18 protein-coding genes are annotated in these 20,871 nt (G+C 74.8%); 13 read left to right on the top strand and 5 right to left on the bottom strand.

What is annotated here, in order from left to right; all coding sequences use genetic code 11:
* Positions 1 to 321 precede the first annotated feature (321 nt).
* The 6 genes from ACFVGO_RS29140 to ACFVGO_RS29115 all read left to right on the top strand — a co-directional run bounded on the left by ACFVGO_RS29140 (position 322) and on the right by ACFVGO_RS29115 (position 6,338).
* Positions 322 to 1,512, top strand: a complete 1,191-nt coding sequence (locus tag ACFVGO_RS29140; protein ID WP_359909683.1) for an SAV2148 family HEPN domain-containing protein — start codon at positions 322 to 324, stop codon at positions 1,510 to 1,512.
* A 47-nt stretch (positions 1,513 to 1,559) separates the two neighbouring features.
* Positions 1,560 to 2,063, top strand: coding sequence for a GNAT family N-acetyltransferase (locus ACFVGO_RS29135; RefSeq protein ID WP_359909644.1), 504 nt, complete (start codon positions 1,560 to 1,562; stop codon positions 2,061 to 2,063).
* A gap of 56 nt (positions 2,064 to 2,119) precedes the next feature.
* Positions 2,120 to 2,869: an ABC transporter ATP-binding protein gene (locus ACFVGO_RS29130; RefSeq protein WP_359909647.1), complete on the top strand. Its 750-nt coding sequence runs from the start codon at positions 2,120 to 2,122 to the stop codon at positions 2,867 to 2,869.
* Positions 2,866 to 4,806, top strand: a complete 1,941-nt coding sequence (locus ACFVGO_RS29125; RefSeq protein ID WP_380634990.1) for an FtsX-like permease family protein — start codon at positions 2,866 to 2,868, stop codon at positions 4,804 to 4,806. The genes ACFVGO_RS29130 and ACFVGO_RS29125 overlap by 4 nt, the downstream gene beginning before the upstream one ends.
* Before the next feature lie 366 nt (positions 4,807 to 5,172).
* Positions 5,173 to 5,874, top strand: coding sequence for an exonuclease domain-containing protein (locus tag ACFVGO_RS29120; RefSeq protein ID WP_359909653.1), 702 nt, complete (start codon positions 5,173 to 5,175; stop codon positions 5,872 to 5,874).
* Entirely contained in the window at positions 5,871 to 6,338 is a 468-nt protein-coding gene (locus tag ACFVGO_RS29115; RefSeq protein WP_359909656.1) for a GNAT family N-acetyltransferase, read from the top strand. Before ACFVGO_RS29120 ends, ACFVGO_RS29115 begins: the two co-directional genes overlap by 4 nt.
* A 126-nt stretch (positions 6,339 to 6,464) precedes the next feature.
* On the opposite strand, the gene ACFVGO_RS29110 is transcribed toward ACFVGO_RS29115, so the two are convergent.
* The 3 genes from ACFVGO_RS29110 to ACFVGO_RS29100 form a co-directional block, all read right to left on the bottom strand.
* Complete coding sequence (locus tag ACFVGO_RS29110; protein ID WP_380634988.1) at positions 6,465 to 7,559, bottom strand: polysaccharide deacetylase family protein; 1,095 nt, start codon at positions 7,557 to 7,559, stop codon at positions 6,465 to 6,467.
* Positions 7,560 to 7,732: 173 nt separating this feature from the next.
* Positions 7,733 to 8,626: an aminoglycoside phosphotransferase family protein gene (locus ACFVGO_RS29105; protein ID WP_359909662.1), complete on the bottom strand. Its 894-nt coding sequence runs from the start codon at positions 8,624 to 8,626 to the stop codon at positions 7,733 to 7,735.
* A 195-nt stretch (positions 8,627 to 8,821) separates the two neighbouring features.
* Complete coding sequence (locus ACFVGO_RS29100) at positions 8,822 to 11,056, bottom strand: MMPL family transporter (RefSeq protein WP_380635019.1); 2,235 nt, start codon at positions 11,054 to 11,056, stop codon at positions 8,822 to 8,824.
* Between the two features lie 572 nt (positions 11,057 to 11,628).
* Here ACFVGO_RS29100 and ACFVGO_RS29095 point away from each other — a divergent pair.
* The 4 genes from ACFVGO_RS29095 to ACFVGO_RS29080 all read left to right on the top strand — a co-directional run bounded on the left by ACFVGO_RS29095 (position 11,629) and on the right by ACFVGO_RS29080 (position 17,213).
* The gene (locus tag ACFVGO_RS29095) at positions 11,629 to 13,818 is read left to right on the top strand and encodes an MMPL family transporter (protein WP_359909665.1); all 2,190 of its coding nucleotides are present in this window, start codon (positions 11,629 to 11,631) and stop codon (positions 13,816 to 13,818) included.
* A 314-nt stretch (positions 13,819 to 14,132) separates the two neighbouring features.
* The gene (locus tag ACFVGO_RS29090) at positions 14,133 to 14,339 is read left to right on the top strand and encodes a cold-shock protein (protein ID WP_030060364.1); all 207 of its coding nucleotides are present in this window, start codon (positions 14,133 to 14,135) and stop codon (positions 14,337 to 14,339) included.
* 159 nt (positions 14,340 to 14,498) lie between these two features.
* Complete coding sequence (locus ACFVGO_RS29085) at positions 14,499 to 16,169, top strand: DEAD/DEAH box helicase (RefSeq protein ID WP_380355242.1); 1,671 nt, start codon at positions 14,499 to 14,501, stop codon at positions 16,167 to 16,169.
* A gap of 330 nt (positions 16,170 to 16,499) precedes the next feature.
* Complete coding sequence (locus ACFVGO_RS29080; protein ID WP_359909667.1) at positions 16,500 to 17,213, top strand: ricin-type beta-trefoil lectin domain protein; 714 nt, start codon at positions 16,500 to 16,502, stop codon at positions 17,211 to 17,213.
* 72 nt (positions 17,214 to 17,285) lie between these two features.
* On the opposite strand, the gene ACFVGO_RS29075 is transcribed toward ACFVGO_RS29080, so the two are convergent.
* Positions 17,286 to 18,179 (bottom strand): helix-turn-helix transcriptional regulator, encoded by an 894-nt coding sequence (locus ACFVGO_RS29075; RefSeq protein WP_359909669.1) that lies wholly within the window; start codon positions 18,177 to 18,179, stop codon positions 17,286 to 17,288.
* 115 nt (positions 18,180 to 18,294) lie between these two features.
* On the opposite strand from ACFVGO_RS29075, the gene ACFVGO_RS29070 reads away from it, so the two are divergent.
* The 3 genes from ACFVGO_RS29070 (at position 18,295) to ACFVGO_RS29060 (ending at position 20,022) form a co-directional block, all read left to right on the top strand.
* Complete coding sequence (locus ACFVGO_RS29070; protein WP_380634984.1) at positions 18,295 to 19,311, top strand: hypothetical protein; 1,017 nt, start codon at positions 18,295 to 18,297, stop codon at positions 19,309 to 19,311.
* A gap of 82 nt (positions 19,312 to 19,393) precedes the next feature.
* Positions 19,394 to 19,615 carry a type II toxin-antitoxin system VapB family antitoxin gene (locus ACFVGO_RS29065; protein ID WP_380634982.1) on the top strand — a complete coding sequence of 74 codons (222 nt, stop codon included), beginning with the start codon at positions 19,394 to 19,396 and terminating at the stop codon, positions 19,613 to 19,615.
* Positions 19,612 to 20,022, top strand: coding sequence for a PIN domain-containing protein (locus ACFVGO_RS29060; protein WP_380634980.1), 411 nt, complete (start codon positions 19,612 to 19,614; stop codon positions 20,020 to 20,022). The genes ACFVGO_RS29065 and ACFVGO_RS29060 overlap by 4 nt, the downstream gene beginning before the upstream one ends.
* Before the next feature lie 13 nt (positions 20,023 to 20,035).
* Here ACFVGO_RS29060 and ACFVGO_RS29055 read toward each other — a convergent pair whose 3' ends face one another.
* On the bottom strand, positions 20,036 to 20,770 hold the full coding sequence (locus ACFVGO_RS29055; RefSeq protein ID WP_359909680.1) for a sirohydrochlorin chelatase: 735 nt from the start codon (positions 20,768 to 20,770) through the stop codon (positions 20,036 to 20,038).
* Positions 20,771 to 20,871 lie beyond the last annotated feature (101 nt).

Raw genomic sequence — 20,871 nt, 5'->3', positions numbered from 1 at the left:
TCCCCGAGCCCCTCCCCGGGGGCCGGGACATCCGGCCCGGGTTGGGCCGAACGAGCGCCCGTCGAGCATTCGTGTGAAGAGTGCTCCGGTGGTGCGGGAGGGGCCCCGGGCAACCGGCTGCGATCGGCTCGCGGCGGGCAGTACCCTTGATCGTCCGGCCGCCCGGGGCGGGCCGACAGGCTTTCGACGGTCCCCGCGCCCGCGGGGGCCGGCCGCAGCAACCAGATGAGGTGGCGCATGGTGTTCCCCGCCGGCGGCCGTGGTTCCGGGCCCGGCGGCCCCGACCGGGGCGCGACCCGCAGCGAGGCGCCCACGGTGGTCATGCGTCCCACCCTGACCGGCCGGGCCCTGGTGCCCGCCCAGGGCGGCCCGGTCGAGATACCCGCACTGGCCTGGTCGGCCGGCGAATGGGAGGACGCCTACCAGCGGGTCCGGCTGTCCGGCCGCGCCTACGTCTGGCTCAACCTGGTCGAACAGCGGCTGCGCGCCCTGGTCGACGAGGTGCTGCACCCGATCTACGCACCCGCCCACGGCGAGGACTGGGTCACCGCCGCCGCCGGGCCGGCCGGCGAGGAGTGGGCGCACCGGGCCGGGGCCGTGCGCGAGGTCAGCCGCCGCAAGGGCTACCTCCTCGACCCGGCCGACGACGACCCGCTGGTCTTCCTCACCCTGCCCCAGCTGCGCGAACTGATGGTGCAGCACTGGCCCTGCTTCGAGCCGTACCTGGCCGACCGGCGCGAGATCGAGCTGGCGCTCGACGAGCTGGAGGTGGCCCGGCACGTGGTCTCCCGCAACCGGGTGCTCACCCAGACCGTGCTGGCCCAGACCGAGCGGGCCGCCGCCCGGCTGCTGGCCGTGCTGGACGGGGGCGCCGGCGGGGTGCCCGCCGACGTGGTCGAGTCCCTGGTGGCCGGCCGGTACGCGGACGTCGTCGCCGTGCACGCCGACCGGGTCCGGCTCCAGCGCGACCTCCCCGTCGAGGACCTGCTGGACGGCGCCCGGCGCCTCGACGCCCTCGGCATCGGCCTCGGCATGCTCTGCCAGAACTACACCGGCAAGCGCCTGGTGCGCCTGGCCGGCGAAGGCTGCCGGGTGCGGCTGCTCTTCCTCAACCCGGCGAGCAGCGCGGTGCGCCGCCGCGAACGCGAACTCGGCCTCGGCCGAAGCGAGTTGTCGCGCTCCATCGAGATGAACATCATGCACGTGCGGCGGGTGCGGGCCCGGCTGCGGGACCAGGGAGGCTTCGAGATCCGGGTCTTCGACGAAACCCCGCGCTTCACCGCCTACCTGGTCGAGGGCCCCCGCACGGCCGGCCAGGCGGGCGGCCGCCGGCAGGGCCGCGACCTCGGCGTCATCCAGCCCTACCTGCGCCGCGCCCGCGGCATGGAGTCCCCGGCCCTGGTGCTGCGCGGCGGCGCCGGCCAGCAGCCCGGCGGCACCGAGGCGGGACTGCTGGAGGTCTACCGCGAGGAGTTCGAGGGCGTCTGGGCCGACTCCCGGCCGGTGTCCTGACGAAAACGGCTGGTCGGAGCGGCGGCGCGGCTGCCAGACTGCGGGCCGTGAACAACGCCCCCGACTGGAGCCTGCGCCCCGCCGCGCCCGAGGACCTCGAACCCGTCACGGACCTCAAGGCCCAGGTCATGCGCGCCGACCTGGAACGCCTCGGCCGCTGGGACCCGGCCCGCTCCCGGGAGCGGGTGAGGGCGTCCTTCTCGACCAGGTACACCTCCGTACTCCTGGTGGACCGGGCCTTCGCCGGCTGCGTCACCGTCCGCCCCGACGAGCGGGGCGGACGCCACCTGGAGCTGTTCTACCTGGCCCCGCACCTCCAGGGGCGGGGCCTGGGCACCGCCGTGCTGCGCCACCTCCTCGCCGAGGCCGACGCCGCCGGAGAACCGTTCCGCCTCATCGTCCTCCGCGGCAGCGCCGCCCAGCGGCTGTACGAACGCCACGGCTTCACCGTCGTCCACGAGGATCCGGTCGACGTCTTCCTGTACCGCCCCGTCGGCGGGGCCGAGGTCCGCGCCGAAGTCCGCGCCGGAGCACGGCGGCTGACGGCATAACGATTCCCCCAAACCGCCTGGTCGGGGCCGTGGCCCCCGTGGTAGGTGTGGCTGCTGTGAAGATCACGGGGGAGAACGGGGCCGTCCTGCGCCTCGACGACGTACACCGCACCTACGGAACCGGCCCGGAGGCCGTACGGGCGCTCAGGGGGGTGGACGTCGAGTTCGCCCGCGGCGGCTTCACCGCCGTCATGGGCCCCTCCGGCTCCGGCAAGAGCACCCTGCTGCAGTGCTGCGCCGGCCTCGACCGGCCCGACAGCGGCCGGGTCACCCTGGACGGGGCCGACCTCGGCGCGCTGGGCGAGACCGAGCTCACCGTGCTGCGCCGCCAGCGGATCGGCTTCGTCTTCCAGGCCTTCAACCTGGTCGGCTCGCTCACCGCCGAACAGAACGTCGGCCTGCCACTGCGGCTGGCCGGCCGCCGCCCCGACCCCGCGCAGGTCCGCCGGGCACTCGCCCAGGTCGGCCTCGGCGAGCGCGCCGGACACCTGCCCTCCCAGCTCTCCGGCGGCCAGCAGCAGCGCGTCGCGATCGCCCGCGCGCTGATCACCCGGCCGCGCATGCTGTTCGCCGACGAACCGACCGGCGCCCTCGACTCCGCCAGCAGCCGCGACGTCCTCGCCCTGCTGCGCGACCTCGTCGACCAGGAGGGCCAGAGCACCGTCATGGTCACCCACGACCCGGTCGCCGCCGCCTACGCCGACCGCGTGCTCTTCCTCGCCGACGGCCGGATCGTCGACGACCTGCCCCACCCCACCGCCCAGCACGTCGCCGAGCGGATGACCGCCCTGGAGACGGCGGCATGACCTCGATCACCACCCTGCTGCCGGTCGCCACCGCGAGCCTGCGGCGGCGCAAGTCCGCCTTCGCCGGCTCCTACGTCGCCCTCACCCTCGGCGTCCTGCTCGTCGCCACCATCGGCAGCCTGCTCCACGACACCGCCGGCGACGACTCCCCGCTCGGCGCGCCCTCCCTGCACAAGGTGCTCCAGTTCACCGCCGCGATGGCCGCCTTCGTCGCCGTCTTCGTCGTCGCCGGGACCTTCGCCTTCGCCGTCGCCCAGCGCCGCCAGGAGATCGCGATGCTGCGCGCCGTCGGCGCCACGCCCCGGCAGATCGTCTGGCTGATCACCGGCGAGGCCGCCGTCGTCGCCCTCGCCGCCGCCGTCAGCGGCTGCCTGCTCTCGCTGCCCGGCGCACCCGCGCTCGCCGCCTGGCTGGTCGCCCGCGGCGCCGCCCCCGACGGATTCACCGCGCACCCCGCCGCCGGGCCGATGCTGCTCGCCGCCGCCGTCGGCCTCCTCGTCGCCCTGCTCGGCGCCGTCACCGCCGCCCTGCGGGCCGGCCGGGTGCGCGCCGTCGAGGCGCTCGGCGACGCCGCCGCCGACCGCGCGGCCATGACCCCGCTGCGCTGGACCTGCGCGCTGCTCGGCCTCACCGCCCTGGCCGGCACCGTCGGCTACTACCTGGCCGCGCCCACCATGGCCCCCGCCCCCGGCGACCAGCCCGACGACCCGCAACTCGCCTCCCAGTGGGTGCTCGGCGCCGACCTGCTCGCCGTCACCGCGCTCGCCCTGTTCGCACCGGCCGTCGTACCGCCGCTGCTGCGACTGCTCAGCGCCCCGCTCGCCCGGGCCGTCGCCGCCGCCCCGCTGCTCGCCCGGCAGAACGCCCTCACCGCCGTGCGCCGCACCGTCTCCACCGCCACCCCGGCCTTCCTCGCCATCGCGCTCACCGGCACCGTGGTCGGCTCCACCGCCGCCTTCGCCGACGCCATGACCGCCCAGAACCGGGCCCTCGCCGCCGCCGCGTACGTGCTGCGCCCCGGCGGCGCCCCACTGCCCGCCGACGCCGCCCACCGGCTCACCGCCGCCCGCCCCGGACTGCACGCCACCGCCACCACCGCCACCGTGGTCACCGGCCTCGGCGCCGCCGCCCCCGCCTTCGACGACCACGGCGAGGACTCGCCCGCGAGCGCGCCCTCCGCCGCCACCGTCGTCGACGGCGACCTCGCCACCGCCTGGACACTGCCCGCCGTCGACGGCAGCGCCGCCGACCTGCGCGGCGCCACCCTCGCCGCCTCCACCGACCAGGTCCGCGGCCACGGCTGGAAACTCGGCGACCAGGTCAACCTGCGCCTCGCCGACGGCACCGTCACCAGCCTGCGGCTCGCCCTCGTCTACCGCACCCAGCTCGGCCTGGACGAGATCCTGCTCAGCGGCGACGCCGTCGCCGGCCACCTGGCCGGCGCCCGCCCCGCCGCCGTCCACCTCGACGCCGAACCGGCCGACCGGCTCGGCGGCACCCTCACCGACGCCCACCACCCCGGGCCCGACCCCGGCGCCCACTACGCCTGGATCGCCACCACCACGATCCTCGGGCCCGCCCTGCTCTACGCGCTGATCGCGATCGTCAACACCATGGTGATGAGCACCGCCGACCGCCGGCGCGACTTCGGCGTGCTGCGGCTGGCCGGGACGGTGCGCCGCCAGGTCACGTGGATGGTCGCGCTGGAGGCCGTCCTGGTCGTCGCCACCGCCGCCCTGCTCGCCCTCGCCGTCACCGCGCTCACCCAGTACGGCACCACCGCCCTGCTCAACCACCGCATCCTGGCCGGCCGGGCCACCGTCGCCCTGCGACTGCCCTGGGCAGCGCTCGGCGCCGGCACGGCCCTGTGCCTGCTGCTCGCCGTCGCCTCCAGCGTCCTCCCCAGCCGGCTCGCCCTCGCCACCCCGCCCCGCTAGCCCACCCCGCCCCGCTGGCCCACCCCGTTCGCCCCGGTCGCACCCCGCGACCGGGGCGGTCGGCATGACGGGCTCTCAGCACTCCCACGGGCTCTCAGCACTCCCACGGGTTCGGCACGGCCGCGCCGGGCGGCTCGACGTCACCGCCGGACGCCCGTCCCGGCGCTCTTCGCGCCGGCCGCGAACGGTGCGGCATCGGGCCGAGGAGGGGGCACGGGCAGGACCGGGGCACCGCTCGGGGGCGGCCCCTTCGTCCGCGCCCGGGGCCCGGGCGGGCCCGTGACCGGTCTCCCCGCGGGCCGGGTTGTCGGTGGGCCGGGTGATGATAGGGGCTGTTTCGAGAGGCAGGACGGAAGGACACACCTGATGAGCTGGTGGCAGCAGCCACTGGTCGGCTTCGACCTGGAGACCACGGGCACCGACCCGGCCGTGGACCGCATCGTCACGGCCGCACTCGTGGACACCGTCGGGGCCGCCCGGGTGGGCGCCGCGCACTGGCTGCTCGACCCCGGGGTGCCGATACCCGCCGAGGCGGCGGCGATCCACGGGATCGGGGACGAGGTGGCGCGGAGCAAGGGCAGGCCCGCGAAGGAGGCGGTGGAGGAGATAGCCGCCGCGCTGTGCGAGCGGATCGCCGCCGGGCGGCCGGTGGTGGCGTTCAACGCGCCGTTCGACCTGTCGCTGCTCGACGCCGAGCTGCGCCGGCACGGGCTGGCGACGCTCGCCGAGCGCCTGGGCGGGCCGGTCGGGCCGGTGCTGGACGCGCTGGTGATCGACCGGGCCGTGGACAAGTACCGCAAGGGCTCGCGCACCCTGCAGCGGGTCTGCGAGCTGTACGGGGTGGAGCTGACGGACGCCCACGAGGCGGGCAGCGACGCGCTCGCCGCCGTCCGGGTCGCCGTCGCGCTGGCCGGGCGCTACCCGGCCGAGGTGGGGGCGCTGGAGCCCGCCGAACTGCACCGCCGGCAGATCGACTGGTACCGGCAGTGGGCCGAGGGCCTCCAGGCCTGGCTGCGCCGCGGCAAGGACCCGCAGGCGGTGGTCGACCCGCGCTGGCCCGCCCGGTGACGGCCGTGCGGCCCGCGCGCCCCGCGGACCTGCCCGGCTTCCTCGCCCTCGCCGCCGAGGTCGAGCACTGGTTCGGCCCGATGGTCGCCGAGCCGGGGTTCCACCGCGCGGTGCGCGGCAGCATCGACGGGGGCCTGGCGACCGTCGCCGAGGACGGCGAGGGGCTGCTCGGCGGCCTGCTGTTCGGCGCCGCTGACCCGGGGCCGTACCACCTGCACTGGCTGGTGGTGGCCGGGCGCGCCCGGGGCACCGGTGTCGGCCGGGAGCTGGTCGAGGACGTGCTGCGCCGTCATGTCCGGGGCCCGGCCACCGTCGAGGTGGTGACCTTCGGCCCGGACCACCCGGGCGCGGTGGCGAGCGGCGCCCGGGTCTTCTACGAGCGGCTGGGTTTCACCCCGGCCGAGGCCGCCGCCCCGGGCCCGGAGGGCGGCTCCCGGCAGGTCTACCGGCTGCGCGTGCCCTGACGCGCCCGGACGGCCGCGGTGCGGGAGCCGTCCGCGGTACGGGAACCGGGAACCGGGGACGCGGGGGAGAACCGGGGGAAACTCCGGAGCGCTCCGGCCGGAGCCGAGGCCCCGACGGCCCTGGCCCTACGCGGCCGGGAAGTCGAAGGTGTAGCCCTGGGCGACCAGCCAGGGCAGCAGCTGCTTGAGCGCGGCCACGGTCTGGCTGCGGTCGCCGCCGCCGTCGTGCATCAGGATCACGCCGCCGGGCCTGAGCTGCTTCTGCACGGCCGAGACGATGGCCGGCGTGCCCGGACGCGCCCAGTCGCGCGGGTCGACGGACCAGCCGAGGGAGGACATCCCGAGGCTCGCGGTGATGTGCTCGTTGTCGGCGTTGAAGCCGCCGCCCGGGGCGCGGAACCAGCCGACCCCGGTGCCGGGGCCGCCGGCCTGGACGATCATGTTCCGGGCGTCGGTGATCTCGGCCACGGCCTTGTCGTGCGGGAGCTTGGCGAACGGCTGCGGGTGGTGGACGCTGTGGTCGCAGAGCCGGTGCCCGGCGGCCAGGACGCGCTTGACCATGGCGGGGTTGGCGGCGGCGTTCTGGCCGATCTGGCAGAAGGTGGCCTTGACGTGGTACTGGGCCAGCAGGTCGAGGATCTGGCCGGTGGCCGGGCCGGGGCCGTCGTCGAAGGTGAGCGCCACGGTGCGGCCGCCGGAGGCGGTGGAGCCGATCACGGTGCCCGCGCCGGTGTGCGGGGGCGGCGCGGCGGGCGAGGACGGTGCGGCGGGCGAGGACGGCGCGGCGGTCGGGGACGGCGCGGCGGTCGGGGTGGCCGGTGGGGCCTGGGTGGCCGGAGCGGTGGGTGTGATGGGCGTGGTGGGAGCGGTCGGCACGGTGGAGACGGGGGAGCCCGTGGCCGCGGTCGGCCTCGGCTTCGCCGGCACCGCCGGTGCGGGGGCGGCCGGTTCGGTGGCGGCCGGGGAGCCCGCGCCCGGCGGCACGGCGTCCGCTCCGGGCGCCGGCGCGACGGTGGCCGCCGCCGTCCCGCCCGGTTCGGTGGCGGCCGGCGACTGCGTCCCGGACGGCGCCGCCGCGCTCGGCGGCCGGAGCGCCCCGCTGGCGGTCCCGCACGCGGCCAGCCCCAGGGCGGCGGCCACCGCGACGCAGCCCGCGAGCAGCCGGCGCCTGGATCGGGACGGTCGGGTCGGGGCGGAGGGGCGGCGGGCGGTCCGGTGCATGGCGGCGGCTCCTGAGGTGCGAGTGCGGTGCCGATCTCTCGGGTCAGGACGACTGTCCGACAGGACGCCGATCGTACGTTCCGCGGTTGCGGACCGGACCGACCCGCCGTAAGAGTCTTCTCACACTCGCCCCGCTGGCGGCCCCGCCGCTCCACGGGTAACGGGGAGGGCCGTCAGAAGGGGTACCAGCGCACCTCGGTGGCCCCGTCCCGCAGCGAGTCGACCCGGCGCCGGAACTCCTTCAGCGCGGCCGGGTTGCTGGCCGCCTGCTGCGCCACCCAGGAGGCGCTGGCGGTCTCCCGGGCGCCGCGCAGCACCGTGAAGCCGGGCCACTCGCGCACGTCCCAGCCGTACGCCCCGGTGAACGCGCGGTACTCCTCGACGGGCACGCCGTAGCGGTCCTGGCTGAGGGCGAGGACCACCAGGTCGTGCTCGCGCAGGTCGTTCGCCATGAACTCCAGGTCGAGCAGCACGGGCCCGTCCGGGCCGATGTGGAGGTTGCGCGGCAGCGCGTCGCCGTGGATCACCCCGGGGTGCAGCTGCGGGACGAGGTCGGGCAGGGCGGCCGCGAAGGCGTCCCGGCGGTGGCGCAGGAAGGCGACGTCCACCGGGTCGACGTGGCCCTCGGCGGAGGCCAGCCAGCGCTCGACCGGGGCCAGCAGGTCGCGCCGGCCGAGGGTGAAGGGCGGCAGCGGCAGCTGGTGCAGGGCGTGCAGCAGCGGGGCGAGGTCGACCGGGCGGGCGGGCCGGACGGCGGGCGCGAGCCGGTGCCAGAAGGTGACCGGGTGGCCGTCGGCCAGCTGCGGCTCGGGCGCCACCGCGTCGTACGGGCGGACCACCGGGACGTCCTGGCCGGCCAGCCAGTGGGCCAGGGCCAGTTCGCGGTGGGCGCGGTCGTACAGCTCGGGGCCGCGGCCGACCTTGGCGACCACGGCCGGGTCGCCGAGGTCGAAGACGGCGTTCTCGCCGAGCGCGAGCAGCGTGGCCCCGTCGGGGGCGGCCAGCCCGGCCGACTCGCAGGCCCGGGCGAGCAGCAGCCGGGCGCGGCCCTCGTCGAAGGGGATCATGACTGGGTTTCCGTTCCGCCGACGTTCATCCGGGGAACCCCGGACGGTGATCATCATGACGCAAGGACGCCGGGCCCCGCGCGCTGCGGAGCCCGGCGTCGGGCGGGTCGGAGGGGGCTCCGACGGGTCTCAGAGGGGTTCTCGGAGGGGTCGGGACGCCGGGGCTCCGAGGTTGCCGGGGGTGCCGGGGGAGGCTCAGACCTCGGCCCGGTGGCGCGCCCCCTGTGCCGGGGCGGCCGGCGGCCCGTGCGGGGCCGGGTCGGTGCCGGGCGGCGGGACGGACTCGCCGTGCGAGAGGTCCGGCAGCCAGTTCAGCCAGCGCGGCAGGTACCAGTTGCGCTCGCCGAGCAGGGTCATCACCGAGGGCAGCAGCACCGCGCGGATCACCGTGGCGTCGATCAGCACCGCGACCGCCAGGCCCACGCCCATCTGCTTCATCACCTGCATGGACAGCGAGCCGAAGACCGAGAACACCGCCACCATGATCACCGCGGCGCTGGTGACCACCCCGGCCGTGGAGCGGATGCCGTGGGCGATCGCGTCCCGGGTCGGCAGGCCGCGGTCGTGGCCCTCCTTGATCCGGGAGACCACGAAGACGTGGTAGTCCATCGAGAGTCCGAAGAGGATCACGAAGAGGAACAGCGGCACCCAGGACTCCACCGCGCCGACCCCGGCGGTGCCCAGCAGCGAGGCGCCCATGCCGTGCTGGAACACCAGCGTCAGCACCCCGTACGCGGCGCCCACCGAGAGCAGGTTGAGCACCACGGCGGTGAGGGCGACGACCGGGGAGCGGAACGAGGTGAGCATCAGCAGGAAGGCGAGGACCACCACGAAGCCGAGGACCAGCGGCATCGAGCCGGTCATCTTCCGGTTGAAGTCGTACGAGGCGGCGGTCTGGCCGGTGACCGGGGCCTCGGTGCCGGGCACCGCGAGCACGGTGGCGGGCACCAGGTCCTCGCGCAGGCTCCGCAGGGCTTCGTTGCTGGTGGCGTCGTTGCCGGTGCCGTTGAGCGGGATGTCGACGGTGGCCACGTTCTTGTCGGGGTGCACCGTGACCTCCACCGGGCCGTGCATCCGTCCGCCGGCCAGCGCCCTGGCCCTGAGCTCGGCGATCGCGGCGGTCATCGCGGGGGAGTCGATGTCGGCGGCCCTGATCACCACGGTGGCGGGGGCGGGGCTGCCCGGGAAGGCGGCCTCGATCTTCTGCGAGGCGGCGACCAGGGCGTTGCCCGCGGGCAGCTGCTGCTGGAAGGTCAGCTTGGCGGTGTGCATGGTGAGCAGCGGTGCGGCCACGGCCAGCAGGAAGGCGCCGGCGAGGACGGTGGCGGCCAGCGGGTGGCGCAGCACCGGGGTCAGCACCGCGTTCCAGAACCGTCCGCCGCTCCGGTCCCCGGCGGCCGGGCGGCGCGGCCTGGCGAGGAACGGCACCCGGCCCTTCTCGACCCGGTCGCCGAGCATCGACAGCAGTGCGGGCAGCACGGTGAGCGAGCCGAGCACGGCGGTGATCACGACCACGATGGTGGCGAAGGCCATCGCCTTGAAGGTGGCGATCCCGGTGAGGAACATGCCGGCCATGGCGACCACCACGGTGACGCCGGAGACCAGTACGGCCCGGCCGCTGGTGGCGGCGGCCACGGCCAGCGCGGTGGCGGCGTCGCGTCCGGCGGCCCGCTCCTCGCGCTCGCGGCGCAGGTAGAAGAGGCAGTAGTCGACGCCGACGGCGAGGCCGACCAGCAGCATCACCGAGGAGGCGTCGCCGCTGGTGTGCAGGAACCCGCTGCTGAGGGCGACCAGCCCGGCGGCGGCGACGAAGGCGGTGAGCGCGAGCACCACCGGCAGCACGGCGGCGACCAGCGCGCCGAAGGCGATCAGCAGGATGCCGAGGGCGAGCGGCACGGCCGTCCACTCGGCGCGGGCGAAGTCGTTCGTGAGCTGGTCCTGCATCCACTTGTCGGAGCTGGCGTCGCCGAGCTGGACCACGGTGAGGTCGGGGTGCTGCCGCTGCACGCCGGCCACCGCGTCCAGCACCGGCTGGACGTGGTCCGGCGCCTGCTCGCGGTCGCCCTTGAGCGTCAGCGTCACGAGCGCGGAGTGGCCGTCCGCGGAGACCGCCCGGGTGTCGTACGGCGAGCGGACCTCGGCGGCCTTTCCGGTGCCGTTCACCGCGGCGACCACCTGGCCGACGGCGGCGCGGAACTCCGGGTCGTCGGCGTTGCGGGTGGTGCTCTGGACCAGGACGGTCTCGCCCGCCGGGCTCTGCAGCCCGGCCTCGTCGAGGATCCGCGCGGCCCGGGAGACCTGTCCGGGGATCGACTCGGCCTCGGTCACCTTGGTGCTGCCGTGCGCGGTGCCGAGCGCGGCGGCCAGGACGACGAAGAGCAGCCAGCCGAACACGGCGGTCTTGCGGTGCCGGGCGCTCCAGGCGCCCATGGCGGCCGCCGGGCCGAGTCTGGACTTCACGGGCTTCACGGTGGGTCTTCCCCCCTGGGAGAGCGGCGGTGGTCGCCGGACGGGAGCGGCGGCGGCCCTGGGTCGGGGGAGCCGCCGGTCGCGGTGCGCCGGCTGCTGTCCGGCGTCCCGATCGACAGTAGGGAAGCGGGGGTTGACGGGTAATCCGGCTGGCGGGTGGCCCTCTCCTGGTGTTCTCCTCGGGTCCGGGGTGGGGTTTTCCCTACCCCCGGACCCCGAGATCTCCTCCTGGGGGGTAGGGGATGCGCCTCCACCCTGAGGGGGAGAAGACTCCACCCGGAGCACGAGGTCTACAGGGCTGCGGGCGGGGGAAACTGGGGCGGGGCCGCTTCGGGGCGGCCTACGGGGGTTGAAGCACACGGGGGCTCCTTGCCGGGCGGCAAGCAAGTGCTCGTAGGATGATGCCCCAGATTCACTTACCTGCCGACCGGCAAGGGAGTGCCCGCCGGGCATTCCCCGAGCCGGTCCTGCCGTCGCCCAGCGTCCCGTCCCCCAAGGGCTGCGGTGAACCATGCCCAGGAGGCATCACGAGCATGTTCCACCGACTTGGACAATTCGTCGTTCGCCGTGCGTGGTGGGTGATCGCCGCATGGATCGTCGCGATGGTCGCCATCGTCGCGACGGCGCCGAAGATCACCGCGCAGACGGACGAGGCGTCGTTCCTCCCCAAGCACTACGAGTCGATCCAGGCCGCCGCGCTCCAGGAACAGGCGTTCCCGGCCAGCTTCACGCCGTCCGCGCTGGCACTCTTCGAGCGCAACGACGGCGGTGCGCTGAACGAGGGCGACAAGGCCGCGATGGCCAAGATCGTCCAGGGCCTCACGGACAAGAAGATCGAGGCGGTCGAGAAGATCATCCCGGTCGGCGAGCAGACCACGTCCAAGGACGGCAAGTACGCGCTCGCGCCGATAGCCATCGACAAGACCAAGCAGCAGGACCCCAAGGCGTTCGGCGACGTCGCCAAGCACCTCCGCGAGGAGGGCAAGGCACTCAGCGCGGGCACCGACGTCAAGTTCCAGCTCGGTGGCGCCGCCGCCCAGTCGCTGGACCAGCAGGACGCCTCCGGCTCGGCCGACGCCCTCATCGGACTGGCGACGATCGTCCTGGTCGCGATCATCGTCGGGATCATCTTCCGCAGCATCCTGGCCGGCCTGCTGCCGCTCCTGGTCTCGCTCGTGGTCGCCATGCCGACCTCCAACGGCCTGATCAACTACGCCACCAAGGCCTTCGGCCTCGAAAGCACCCCGATACTCTCGGCGATCCTGATCGTCGTCGTGCTCGGCGTCGGCACCGACTACTTCCTCTTCCTGGCGTTCCGCTACCGCGAGCGGCTGCGGGCCGGTGACGACCGCAAGGACGCCGTGGCCAACGCGGTCGGGCGGGTCGGCGAGGCGATCGCCTCCGCCGCCGGCGCGGTCACCGTCGCCTTCGCCGTGCTGATCCTCTCCAGCCTGGGCATGTTCAAGGCCCTCGGCCCCGCCCTGGCCATCGCCGTCGTGGTCACCGCCTTCGCCTCGCTCACCCTGGCCCCGGCCCTGCTCGCGGTCATCCCGGCCCGTGCCGTGTTCTGGCCGGGCAAGAAGTGGATGCGGGAGCCGAACGACGCGCGCTTCGCCGCGCTCGGCCGGATGATGCAGAAGCGCCCGGCGGTGGTCGCGCTCGCCTCCGGCGGCGTGCTGCTGGCGCTGTCCGTCGGCGCCCTGGGCTACAACGGCACCTTCGACCTCGCGGGCAGCTCCATGCCCAAGGAGAAGGAGTCGATGGTCGTTCAGGACAAGATGATCCACGGCTTCTCCGCCGGTGCGGCCGACCCGACCCACGTCTTCCTCACCAGCACCAGCGGCGCCAAGCTCGACCCGGGCGCGTTCGACTCCTACGCCGCCAAGCTCGGCGAGGTCTCCGGAGTGGCCCAGGCCGCGCCGAAGCCCCAGCTCAGCGCGGACGGCGCGACGGCCGACTTCACCGTCATGCTGAAGGACAAGCCGGACAGCAACGAGGCGATCGCGACCCTCACCCGGCTCCGGGAGGCCGCGCACGGCCAGGTGCCGGCCGGGACCGAGGCGAAGGTCGGCGGCCTGACCGCCATCTACAAGGACATCAACCTCGCGATGACCCACGACTACAAGTTGGTCTTCCCGATCGCGGGTCTGCTGATCCTGCTCATCCTCGGCCTGCAGCTGCGCAGCGTCGTCGCCCCCTGGTACCTGATGGCCTCGGTCGGCCTGGGCTTCACCGCCACCCTCGGCGCCACCACGCTGCTCTTCCAGAACCTCGGCGGCGAGACCGGCCTGATGTTCATGCTGCCGATCCTCATCTACCTCTTCGTGGTGGCGATCGGCACCGACTACAACATCCTGATCATCGCCCGCCTCCGCGAGGAGGCCCGCGAGGGCCGCAACCCGCGTGAGGCCGCGCGCGAGGCTCTGCGCCACGGCGGCCCGACCGTCGCGGCGGCCGGCTTCATCCTGGCGGCGTCCTTCGCGACCTTCATGCTCGCGGGCAACATCTTCATGCTGGAGTTCGGCTTCGCGATGGCCTTCGGCATCATCCTGGCCGCCTTCGTGATGGCGATGTTCTTCACCCCGGCGCTCACCGCGCTGATCGGCAACAAGGCCTGGTGGCCCGGCCACGGCGCCGACCCCGGCCACGGTCACGGCCACGGCGAGGGCCCGGCCCCGCTGCCCGGCACGCACGGCATGCCGGAGCCGGCCGGCCGGCACTGACCCGACCGGTCGGCCCTGGCCCGACCGGGTCCGCGAGGACAGGCGGCGTCCCGCTTCGGCGGGGCGCCGCTGCCCCTTTGCCGGAGCCGCCAAACGTGATCTCCGAGGCGGAAAATCCCCGGTCACGCCCGGTTCCACCGTGCTACAGTCGATGCAGTTGCAGTTTTGGTTCCCATGAACGTGGTGTGCGCCTGCTGGTTCCAACCGACAGGCGCATTTGTTTTGTCCGGTGTTTCAGTCTCCGGATGGGGATCGCGGCTACTTGGGGATCCACGAGGTGTGGGTCCCTGATGCCCCAGTTAGAGGAGACGGTTATGGCTACCGGCACCGTGAAGTGGTTCAACAGCGAAAAGGGCTTCGGCTTCATCGAGCAGGATGGTGGCGGCGCCGACGTGTTCGCCCACTACTCGAACATCCAGGCTCAGGGCTTCCGTGAGCTGTTCGAGGGCCAGAAGGTCGAGTTCGACGTCACCCAGGGCCAGAAGGGCCCGCAGGCCGAGAACATCCAGATCATCGGCTGACGTCAGCTCCACGCTGACTCGCGATCATCGCGAAGCGGGGGCCCGCACCGCACGGTGCGGGCCCCCCCCCCTCCCCCCGTGCGGCCCGGGCAGCCAACACAAACCCCCCACGGCCGAACCACCCGCAGCCCAGGATGCCAACCGAACGGAGGAGCTCCCGTGACCACCCCTGCCCGCCCGCCGCGCGACCGCGGCCCCCGCACCACCGACCAGGCCCGCCGCACCGCCGGCGGCGACCGCCCGCGCAAGCCGCGCAACCGCGCCGGCGCCCCCAAGCAGGGCCGCCCCGCCGCCGTGCCCGAGGCCACCGAGTTCACCGTGGTCCAGGGCACCCCGCCCCGGCCCCCGGCGGCCTCCTTCGCCGAGCTGGAACTGCCCAGGGCGATCCTCTCCGCGCTCACCCGCGAGGGCGTCACCGAGCCCTTCCCGATCCAGGCCGCCACGCTGCCCGACTCGATCGCCGGGCGCGACGTGCTCGGCCGCGGCCGCACCGGCTCCGGCAAGACCCTGGCCTTCGGCCTGCCGCTGCTCGCCCGCACCGCCGGGCGCCGTGCCGACGCCCGGCACCCGCTGGCACTCGTGCTGGTGCCCACCCGCGAGCTGGCGCAGCAGGTCACCGAGGCGCTCACCCCGTACGCCACCGCCGTCAACCTGCGGATCACCACCGTCGTCGGCGGCATGTCGATCAACCGGCAGGCCAACGCGGTGCGCCGCGGCACCGAGGTGCTGGTGGCCACCCCGGGCCGGCTGGACGACCTGATCGGGCGCGGTGACGTCAATCTCTCCGACGTCGCGATCACGGTCCTCGACGAGGCCGACCAGATGGCCGACATGGGCTTCCTGCCGCAGGTCAGCAAGCTGCTGGAGCAGGTCGCCGAGGGCGGGCAGCGGATGCTGTTCTCCGCCACCCTGGACCGCAACGTCGACCGGCTGGTCAAGCGCTTCCTCGCCGACCCGGTGACCCACTCGGTCGACCCCTCGGCCGGCGCGGTCAGCACCATGGACCACCACGTCCTCCAGCTGGAGCAGACCGACAAGGTCTCCGCCACCGCGCACATCGCCTCCCGCGACGGCCGCGTGATCATGTTCGTGCACACCAAGCACGGCGCCGACCGGCTGGCCAAGCAGCTGCTCGCCAACGGCGTGAAGGCCGCCGCCCTGCACGGCGGCAAGTCCCAGCCGCAGCGCAACCGGGTCCTGGACCAGTTCCGGGACGGCCACGTCACCGCGCTGATCGCCACCAACGTCGCCGCCCGCGGCATCCACATCGACGGCCTGGACCTGGTCGTCAACGTGGACCCGCCGGTCGACCACAAGGACTACCTGCACCGCGGCGGCCGCACCGCCCGGGCCGGCGAGTCCGGGACGGTCGTCACCCTGGTGCTGCCCGAGCAGCGCCGCGAGGTCAACCGGCTGATGACGGTCGCCGGCATCCGCCCGACCGTCACCAAGATCCGCCCGGGCGACGCCGACCTGGCCCGGATCACCGGCGCCCGCACGCCCAGCGGCGTCGCGGTGACGCTGGCCGTACCGGTCGTCGCGGCCCAGGCCGGTGCCTCGGCCAAGGACGGCGCCGACAAGCCCGCCGGGGCCAAGTCCGGCGCCCCGCGCCGCCGCTCCGGCAAGCGCTCCGCGCTGCCCGCCGACGTCGACATGAACGGCAACCCGCGCCGCCCCCGCCCCAAGCAGCGCATGGGCGCCGCCGCCCAGGGCGACCGCCCGCAGGCGGCCGGCTTCATCGGCCGCTCCTCGGGCCGCGCCAAGCCCGGCAGCGGCTCCAAGTCCGGCTCCAACTACGGCACCGGCCGCCAGCGCCGCAAGACGGACTGACGCCCTTCCGCTCCGACGACGGCCCGGTTCCCCGGCAGGGGGAGCCGGGCCGTGCGCTGTCCGGTCGGCCCGGCGATCCGCCCGGGAACGTCCCCGCTTCCGCGGCCCGGCCCCTCGACGGCCCGGCCGTGCGGACCCGGCGAAACTGCCGCCCGGGACAACGTCCCTGCTCAGCCCCATCGCACCCGGCAGCTGCCGGTGACCTGCCGGTTGACGGCCGACCGCGCACCCCCGAGTCTTTCACGCGGCCCACACATCCGACGCACCGTCACCGACGGGGCGTGGACGGTGAGTCGACGTGATTCCCCGATTCGGAAGGACGACCCTCCCATGCGCCGAACCTCCGCCCTGCTGACCACCGCCCTGCTCGCCGGGGCCGCCGCCGTGGTGGCACCGGCCACCGCCGCCCAGGCCGCCCCCGCCTGCGCCGCCTACACCTCCGCCTGGAACGCCATCGGCAGCTGTAGCGGCCTCGACCCGATGCAGACCTGGACCGTGACCGCCAACTGCCTCTACTGGAACTCCACCCACACCGTGCAGTTCTCCCGCCCCGCCATCGGCGGCCTGGGGATGGGCGACGGCACCGTGTCCGCCTCCTGCATGATCGGCGACTCCGTGATGTTCCCGCGCGTCGTCCTCGGCGCCGCGCCGCCGGCCGGCCCGACCGGCCAGATCACCGGCTACGTCAACAAGTGCGTCGACGTGCGGGGCGCCAACCTCGGCAACGGCACCGCCGTCCAGATCTACGACTGCAACGGCTCGGTCGCGCAGAAGTGGCGGATCGGCGTCGACGGCACGATCCGCGCGCTCGGCAAGTGCCTGGACGTGTCGGGCGGCAACACCGGCAACGGCACCAAGGTGCAGATCTGGGACTGCAACGGCAGTGGCGCCCAGCAGTGGCAGGCCCGGGCCGACGGCTCGCTGCTCAACCCGCAGTCCGGCCGCTGCCTGGACGACCTCGGCTTCGCCACCGAGAACGGCAACCAGCTCGGCATCTGGGACTGCAACGGCGCCGCCAACCAGAAGTGGAACCTCCCGGTCTGACGGCCGTCCCCGGTCCGCCGCTCCCGGTCCGCCGCCCCCGCGCCGTGCGGGGGCGGCGGACCGCTGTCCGCGCTACACCGGGGCCGGGGTCACCGCCGTTGCCGTTGCCGTTTCCGGGGCCGGTGCCAGGGTGCGCAGCCGCTCCTCGGTGCCGGCGTCGCGCGGCGACATCACGATCAGCTGCAGGCCCTCGGCGGCCAGCAGCACGTGCTGGTCGATCCGCAGCACGCCCACCCGCTCGTGCCGGATCACCTTCTCGGTGCCGGAGCGCTCCGCGACCTGGTGCTCGTCCAGCCAGCGGTCCGCCTCCGGGTACTCGCCGCGGACCTGCCGGATCATCCGGGCCAGCCGGCGCCCCACGGCCGTCGCCTCGCCGCCGCGTTCGGCATAGGCGGAGCGCAGCTGGGCCAGGAAGCGCCGGGCGTGCTCCTCCCAGTGCTCCACCCGGGCCCGGTGCACCGGGTTGCCGAACACCACCCAGGCCAGGTTGCACTCCTGCGGCGGGCGGCCGGTCAGGCCGAACAGCGCGTCCGCGCCCGGGTTCCAGGCCCGGATGTCCCAGTTGGCGTCCATCACGAAGGACGGCGCCGGCCACTGCGCGCGCATCAGCCGCAGCAGCGGGGCCGGCACGTCCCCGGGCGCGGCCACCTCGCCGTCCAGCGGATGCCCGCCGGCCAGCCGGAACAGGTACGCCGTCTCCGCCCGGTCCAGCCGCAGCGTACGGGCGAGGCTCGCCAGCACCTCCGGCGACGGGTGGATGTCCCGCCCCTGCTCCAGCCACGTGTACCAGGTCACCCCCACCCCGGCGAGCAGCGCCAGCTCCTCGCGGCGCAGCCCCGGGGTGCGCCGCCGCACCCCGGGCGCCAGCCCGACCTCCTGCGGCGTCAGCCGCGCGCGGCGACTGCGCAGAAAGCTCGACAGCGCCGAGCGGCGCTCCCCGGTGTCGTCCACGTCCCTCACGTCCACCCCGTCCCCCGTCCTTCCCGGTAGTCCGACTACCAGTATTCCCACGCACTGCTGCGGGCCGGCCGATCGGGCGAGGCTTGACCGCGTCAACGACCGCACACGCGAGGGAACGCCGATGAGCCACCGTCAGAACCGTACTGCCCGCCGGGCCCTGGCCGCCGTCGCCGCCGCGGCCGCCCTCCTCGGCACGGCCGGGGCGCTGCCCGCCGCGGCCGCCGCCTGCCCGGCACCCGCCGTGATCCAGGGCCGCGCGCCCGGCCTCGTCCCCGAGTCGGGCGACTGGGACGCCGCCCACCACCGCTTCCTGCTCGGATCGCTGCGGCACGGCACCGTCTCCGCCGTCGGCACCGACGCCGGCGTGCGCACCCTGGTGGACGACCCCGGCACCCTGATCGAGATCGCCGGCCTGCGGATCGACCCGGTCCACCGCCGCGTCCTGGTCACCAACCTCGACAACGGCATCGGCGAGCGCAGCACCCCCGCCACCCTGGGCAAGGTCGCCGGGATCGGCGCCTACGACCTGGACACCGGCCGGCGCCTCTTCTACACCGACCTCGCGGCGGTCGCCGCCGACGGCGCCGGCCACCTGGCCAACGACATCGCGATCGGCCCCGACGGCACCGCGTACGTCACCGACTCCTTCGCCCCCGTCGTCTACCGGGTCGCCCCGGACGGCAGCGCCGCCGTTCTGCTGCGCGACCCGCGACTGGCCCCCGCCCCCGGCGCGTACGGCCTCAACGGCATCGTCCACCGGGACGGCCGGCTGATCCTCGGCAAGTGGGACGACGGCACCCTGTGGCAGGTCCCGCTGGGGAACCCGGCCGCGCTGCGGCGCGTCGAGGTGGCCGGCGGGCAGGCGCTGCTCCACCTGGACGGCCTGCTCGGCCGCCCGGACGGCTCGATCGCGGGCGTCACCAACGCCTTCTTCGGCGCGGGACGGGACGCCGAGGTCGAGTTGCGCTCCGAGGACCACTGGCGCACCGCCCGCCTCACCGCCGTCCGCCCCTCGGCCGACCCCACCCCCACCGCGGTGGTCGGCGGCCCGGCCGGCAGCCTCTACCAGCTCGCCGGCGGCCTCGCCGAGGCCAACGCCGGGCACCCGACGGACACCTTCACCCTGCGCCGGGTGTGACCCGGTCGCGTCCTCATGCGGATCGATGTTGGCGAGGTACAATGCTATGTACATTACCAACATCGATCGCCGGAGGTGCCGGATGTCCGTGACGCAGATCGACATCGATGAAGAGGCCCTGGAACGGGCGATGGCCGTCGCCGGAGTCCGGACCAAGAAGGACGCCGTCAATCTCGCGCTCCGCTTCTACGCCGAACAGCAGGAGCGCGCGGCATGTCTCACCAGGCATTTCGAGCGGGCCCAGCACTGGGAGGCCGTCGAGCGCGCCGAGCGGCTTCACCGGGCGGAGAAGGACGCTCGGTGATCTACCTCCTCGACACGTCCGCGCTGGTCCGGCTGCTGCGTGAACCCAAGCTCCAAGCCGTCTGGTTCGACGCGATCAGCGCGGGGTCGATCGCGTCGTGCTACCCGCAGCGCGCCGAATTCCTCTACACGGCGCGCGACGGCCGGGAGTACGACGAGATTGCCGAGATGTTCGCGGAGTTCTACCCGGACGTGTCGGTGCCCAAGAGCGCGGGACGCTGGATCGACACGGTGCAACGCCGGATGGCGCTCGCCGGGCAGCACCGCAGCGCATCCGCCGTGGACCTGGTGATCGCCGCGACGGCCGCGCACCACGGACTCACGGTCCTCCACGACGACGGGGACTACCGCAACGTGGCACGTCACGCCCCCGACCTCAGCGAGCACAGCGTGATGGAGCACGCCTGAGAGGTCTTCGCACTCAGGCAGTGAGGGCCGGGGCCGCTTCGGCGGCCCGCAGGGCCTCGTCGTGGCGCTGCAGGAGGAGGGCCGCCACCTCGGGGGACGGGCCGAGGACCGGGGCCAGCACATCCGCCCCGGCCTCCTCGGCGGCGGCCGCGATGCGGTCGGGGAGCAGGCCCGGAGCCAGCAGGTAGGGGGCGACGGCGGTGTGCTCGGAGCCCGCGGCGCGCAGCGCGGCGAGGGCGTCGGGGACACGCGGGCCCTCGGCGGAGGCGTACGCGACCTCGACGGCGGCCCAGCCCCGGGTACGGCGCCACTCGGCGGCGACCGCGCGGGTCGCGGCGTCGGCGGCCGGGTCCGAGGAGCCGGCCGCCGCCAGCACGACGCCGGTACGGGCCCGGACGGCGGGCGAGCCGAGCGCCGGAGCGGCCTCGGCGAGGCGGCGGTCCAGGGCGGCGAGCAGCAGGGGCGAGGGGCCGAGCACGTCCGCGACCGGCAGCCGGGAGCCGGCGGCGCGCAGCGCGGCCGGGATGTCGTGCTTGGCGTGGAACGCCCGGTTGAGCAGCAGCGGCACCGCCACCGCGTCCGCCAGCCGCCCGACCACCTGCGGGATCCGCGGCGCGCAGTGGTCCAGATAGGCGGTGGCGACCTCGATGCCGGGCCGCTGCGCCCGCACCTCCTCCACGAGCGCGGCCACCGTCGCGGCGTGGCGCGGGTCGCGGCTGCCGTGGGCGATCAGGAGGAGGGCGGGCATCAGCGGTGCCTCACTTGCTCGTGGTGAGGAGGCCGCGGTTGCGCAGGACGCGGCGTTCGACGGGGGTGAAGACGAGGAGTTCGATGGCGATGCCGACGAAG

It is taken from the genome of Kitasatospora sp. NPDC057738, from assembly GCF_042798815.1.
In the GTDB taxonomy this organism is placed as follows: Bacteria; Actinomycetota; Actinomycetes; order Streptomycetales; family Streptomycetaceae; genus Kitasatospora; species Kitasatospora lactacystinica.
This window is presented reverse-complemented; position numbering and strand designations above follow the sequence as displayed.

What these genes read in the sequence shown, in the direction of transcription:
- ACFVGO_RS29140 (WP_359909683.1), top strand. Translation starts at nt 322, where the DNA reads ATGCGTCCCACCCTGACCGGCCGGGCCCTGGTGCCCGCCCAGGGCGGC.
- ACFVGO_RS29125 (WP_380634990.1), top strand. Translation starts at nt 2,866, where the DNA reads ATGACCTCGATCACCACCCTGCTGCCGGTCGCCACCGCGAGCCTGCGG.
- ACFVGO_RS29120 (WP_359909653.1), top strand. Translation starts at nt 5,173, where the DNA reads ATGAGCTGGTGGCAGCAGCCACTGGTCGGCTTCGACCTGGAGACCACG.
- ACFVGO_RS29110 (WP_380634988.1), bottom strand. Translation starts at nt 7,559, where the DNA reads ATGCACCGGACCGCCCGCCGCCCCTCCGCCCCGACCCGACCGTCCCGA.
- ACFVGO_RS29105 (WP_359909662.1), bottom strand. Translation starts at nt 8,626, where the DNA reads ATGATCCCCTTCGACGAGGGCCGCGCCCGGCTGCTGCTCGCCCGGGCC.
- ACFVGO_RS29100 (WP_380635019.1), bottom strand. Translation starts at nt 11,056, where the DNA reads ATGGGCGCCTGGAGCGCCCGGCACCGCAAGACCGCCGTGTTCGGCTGG.
- ACFVGO_RS29095 (WP_359909665.1), top strand. Translation starts at nt 11,629, where the DNA reads ATGTTCCACCGACTTGGACAATTCGTCGTTCGCCGTGCGTGGTGGGTG.
- ACFVGO_RS29090 (WP_030060364.1), top strand. Translation starts at nt 14,133, where the DNA reads ATGGCTACCGGCACCGTGAAGTGGTTCAACAGCGAAAAGGGCTTCGGC.
- ACFVGO_RS29080 (WP_359909667.1), top strand. Translation starts at nt 16,500, where the DNA reads ATGCGCCGAACCTCCGCCCTGCTGACCACCGCCCTGCTCGCCGGGGCC.
- ACFVGO_RS29070 (WP_380634984.1), top strand. Translation starts at nt 18,295, where the DNA reads ATGAGCCACCGTCAGAACCGTACTGCCCGCCGGGCCCTGGCCGCCGTC.
- ACFVGO_RS29065 (WP_380634982.1), top strand. Translation starts at nt 19,394, where the DNA reads ATGTCCGTGACGCAGATCGACATCGATGAAGAGGCCCTGGAACGGGCG.
- ACFVGO_RS29055 (WP_359909680.1), bottom strand. Translation starts at nt 20,770, where the DNA reads ATGCCCGCCCTCCTCCTGATCGCCCACGGCAGCCGCGACCCGCGCCAC.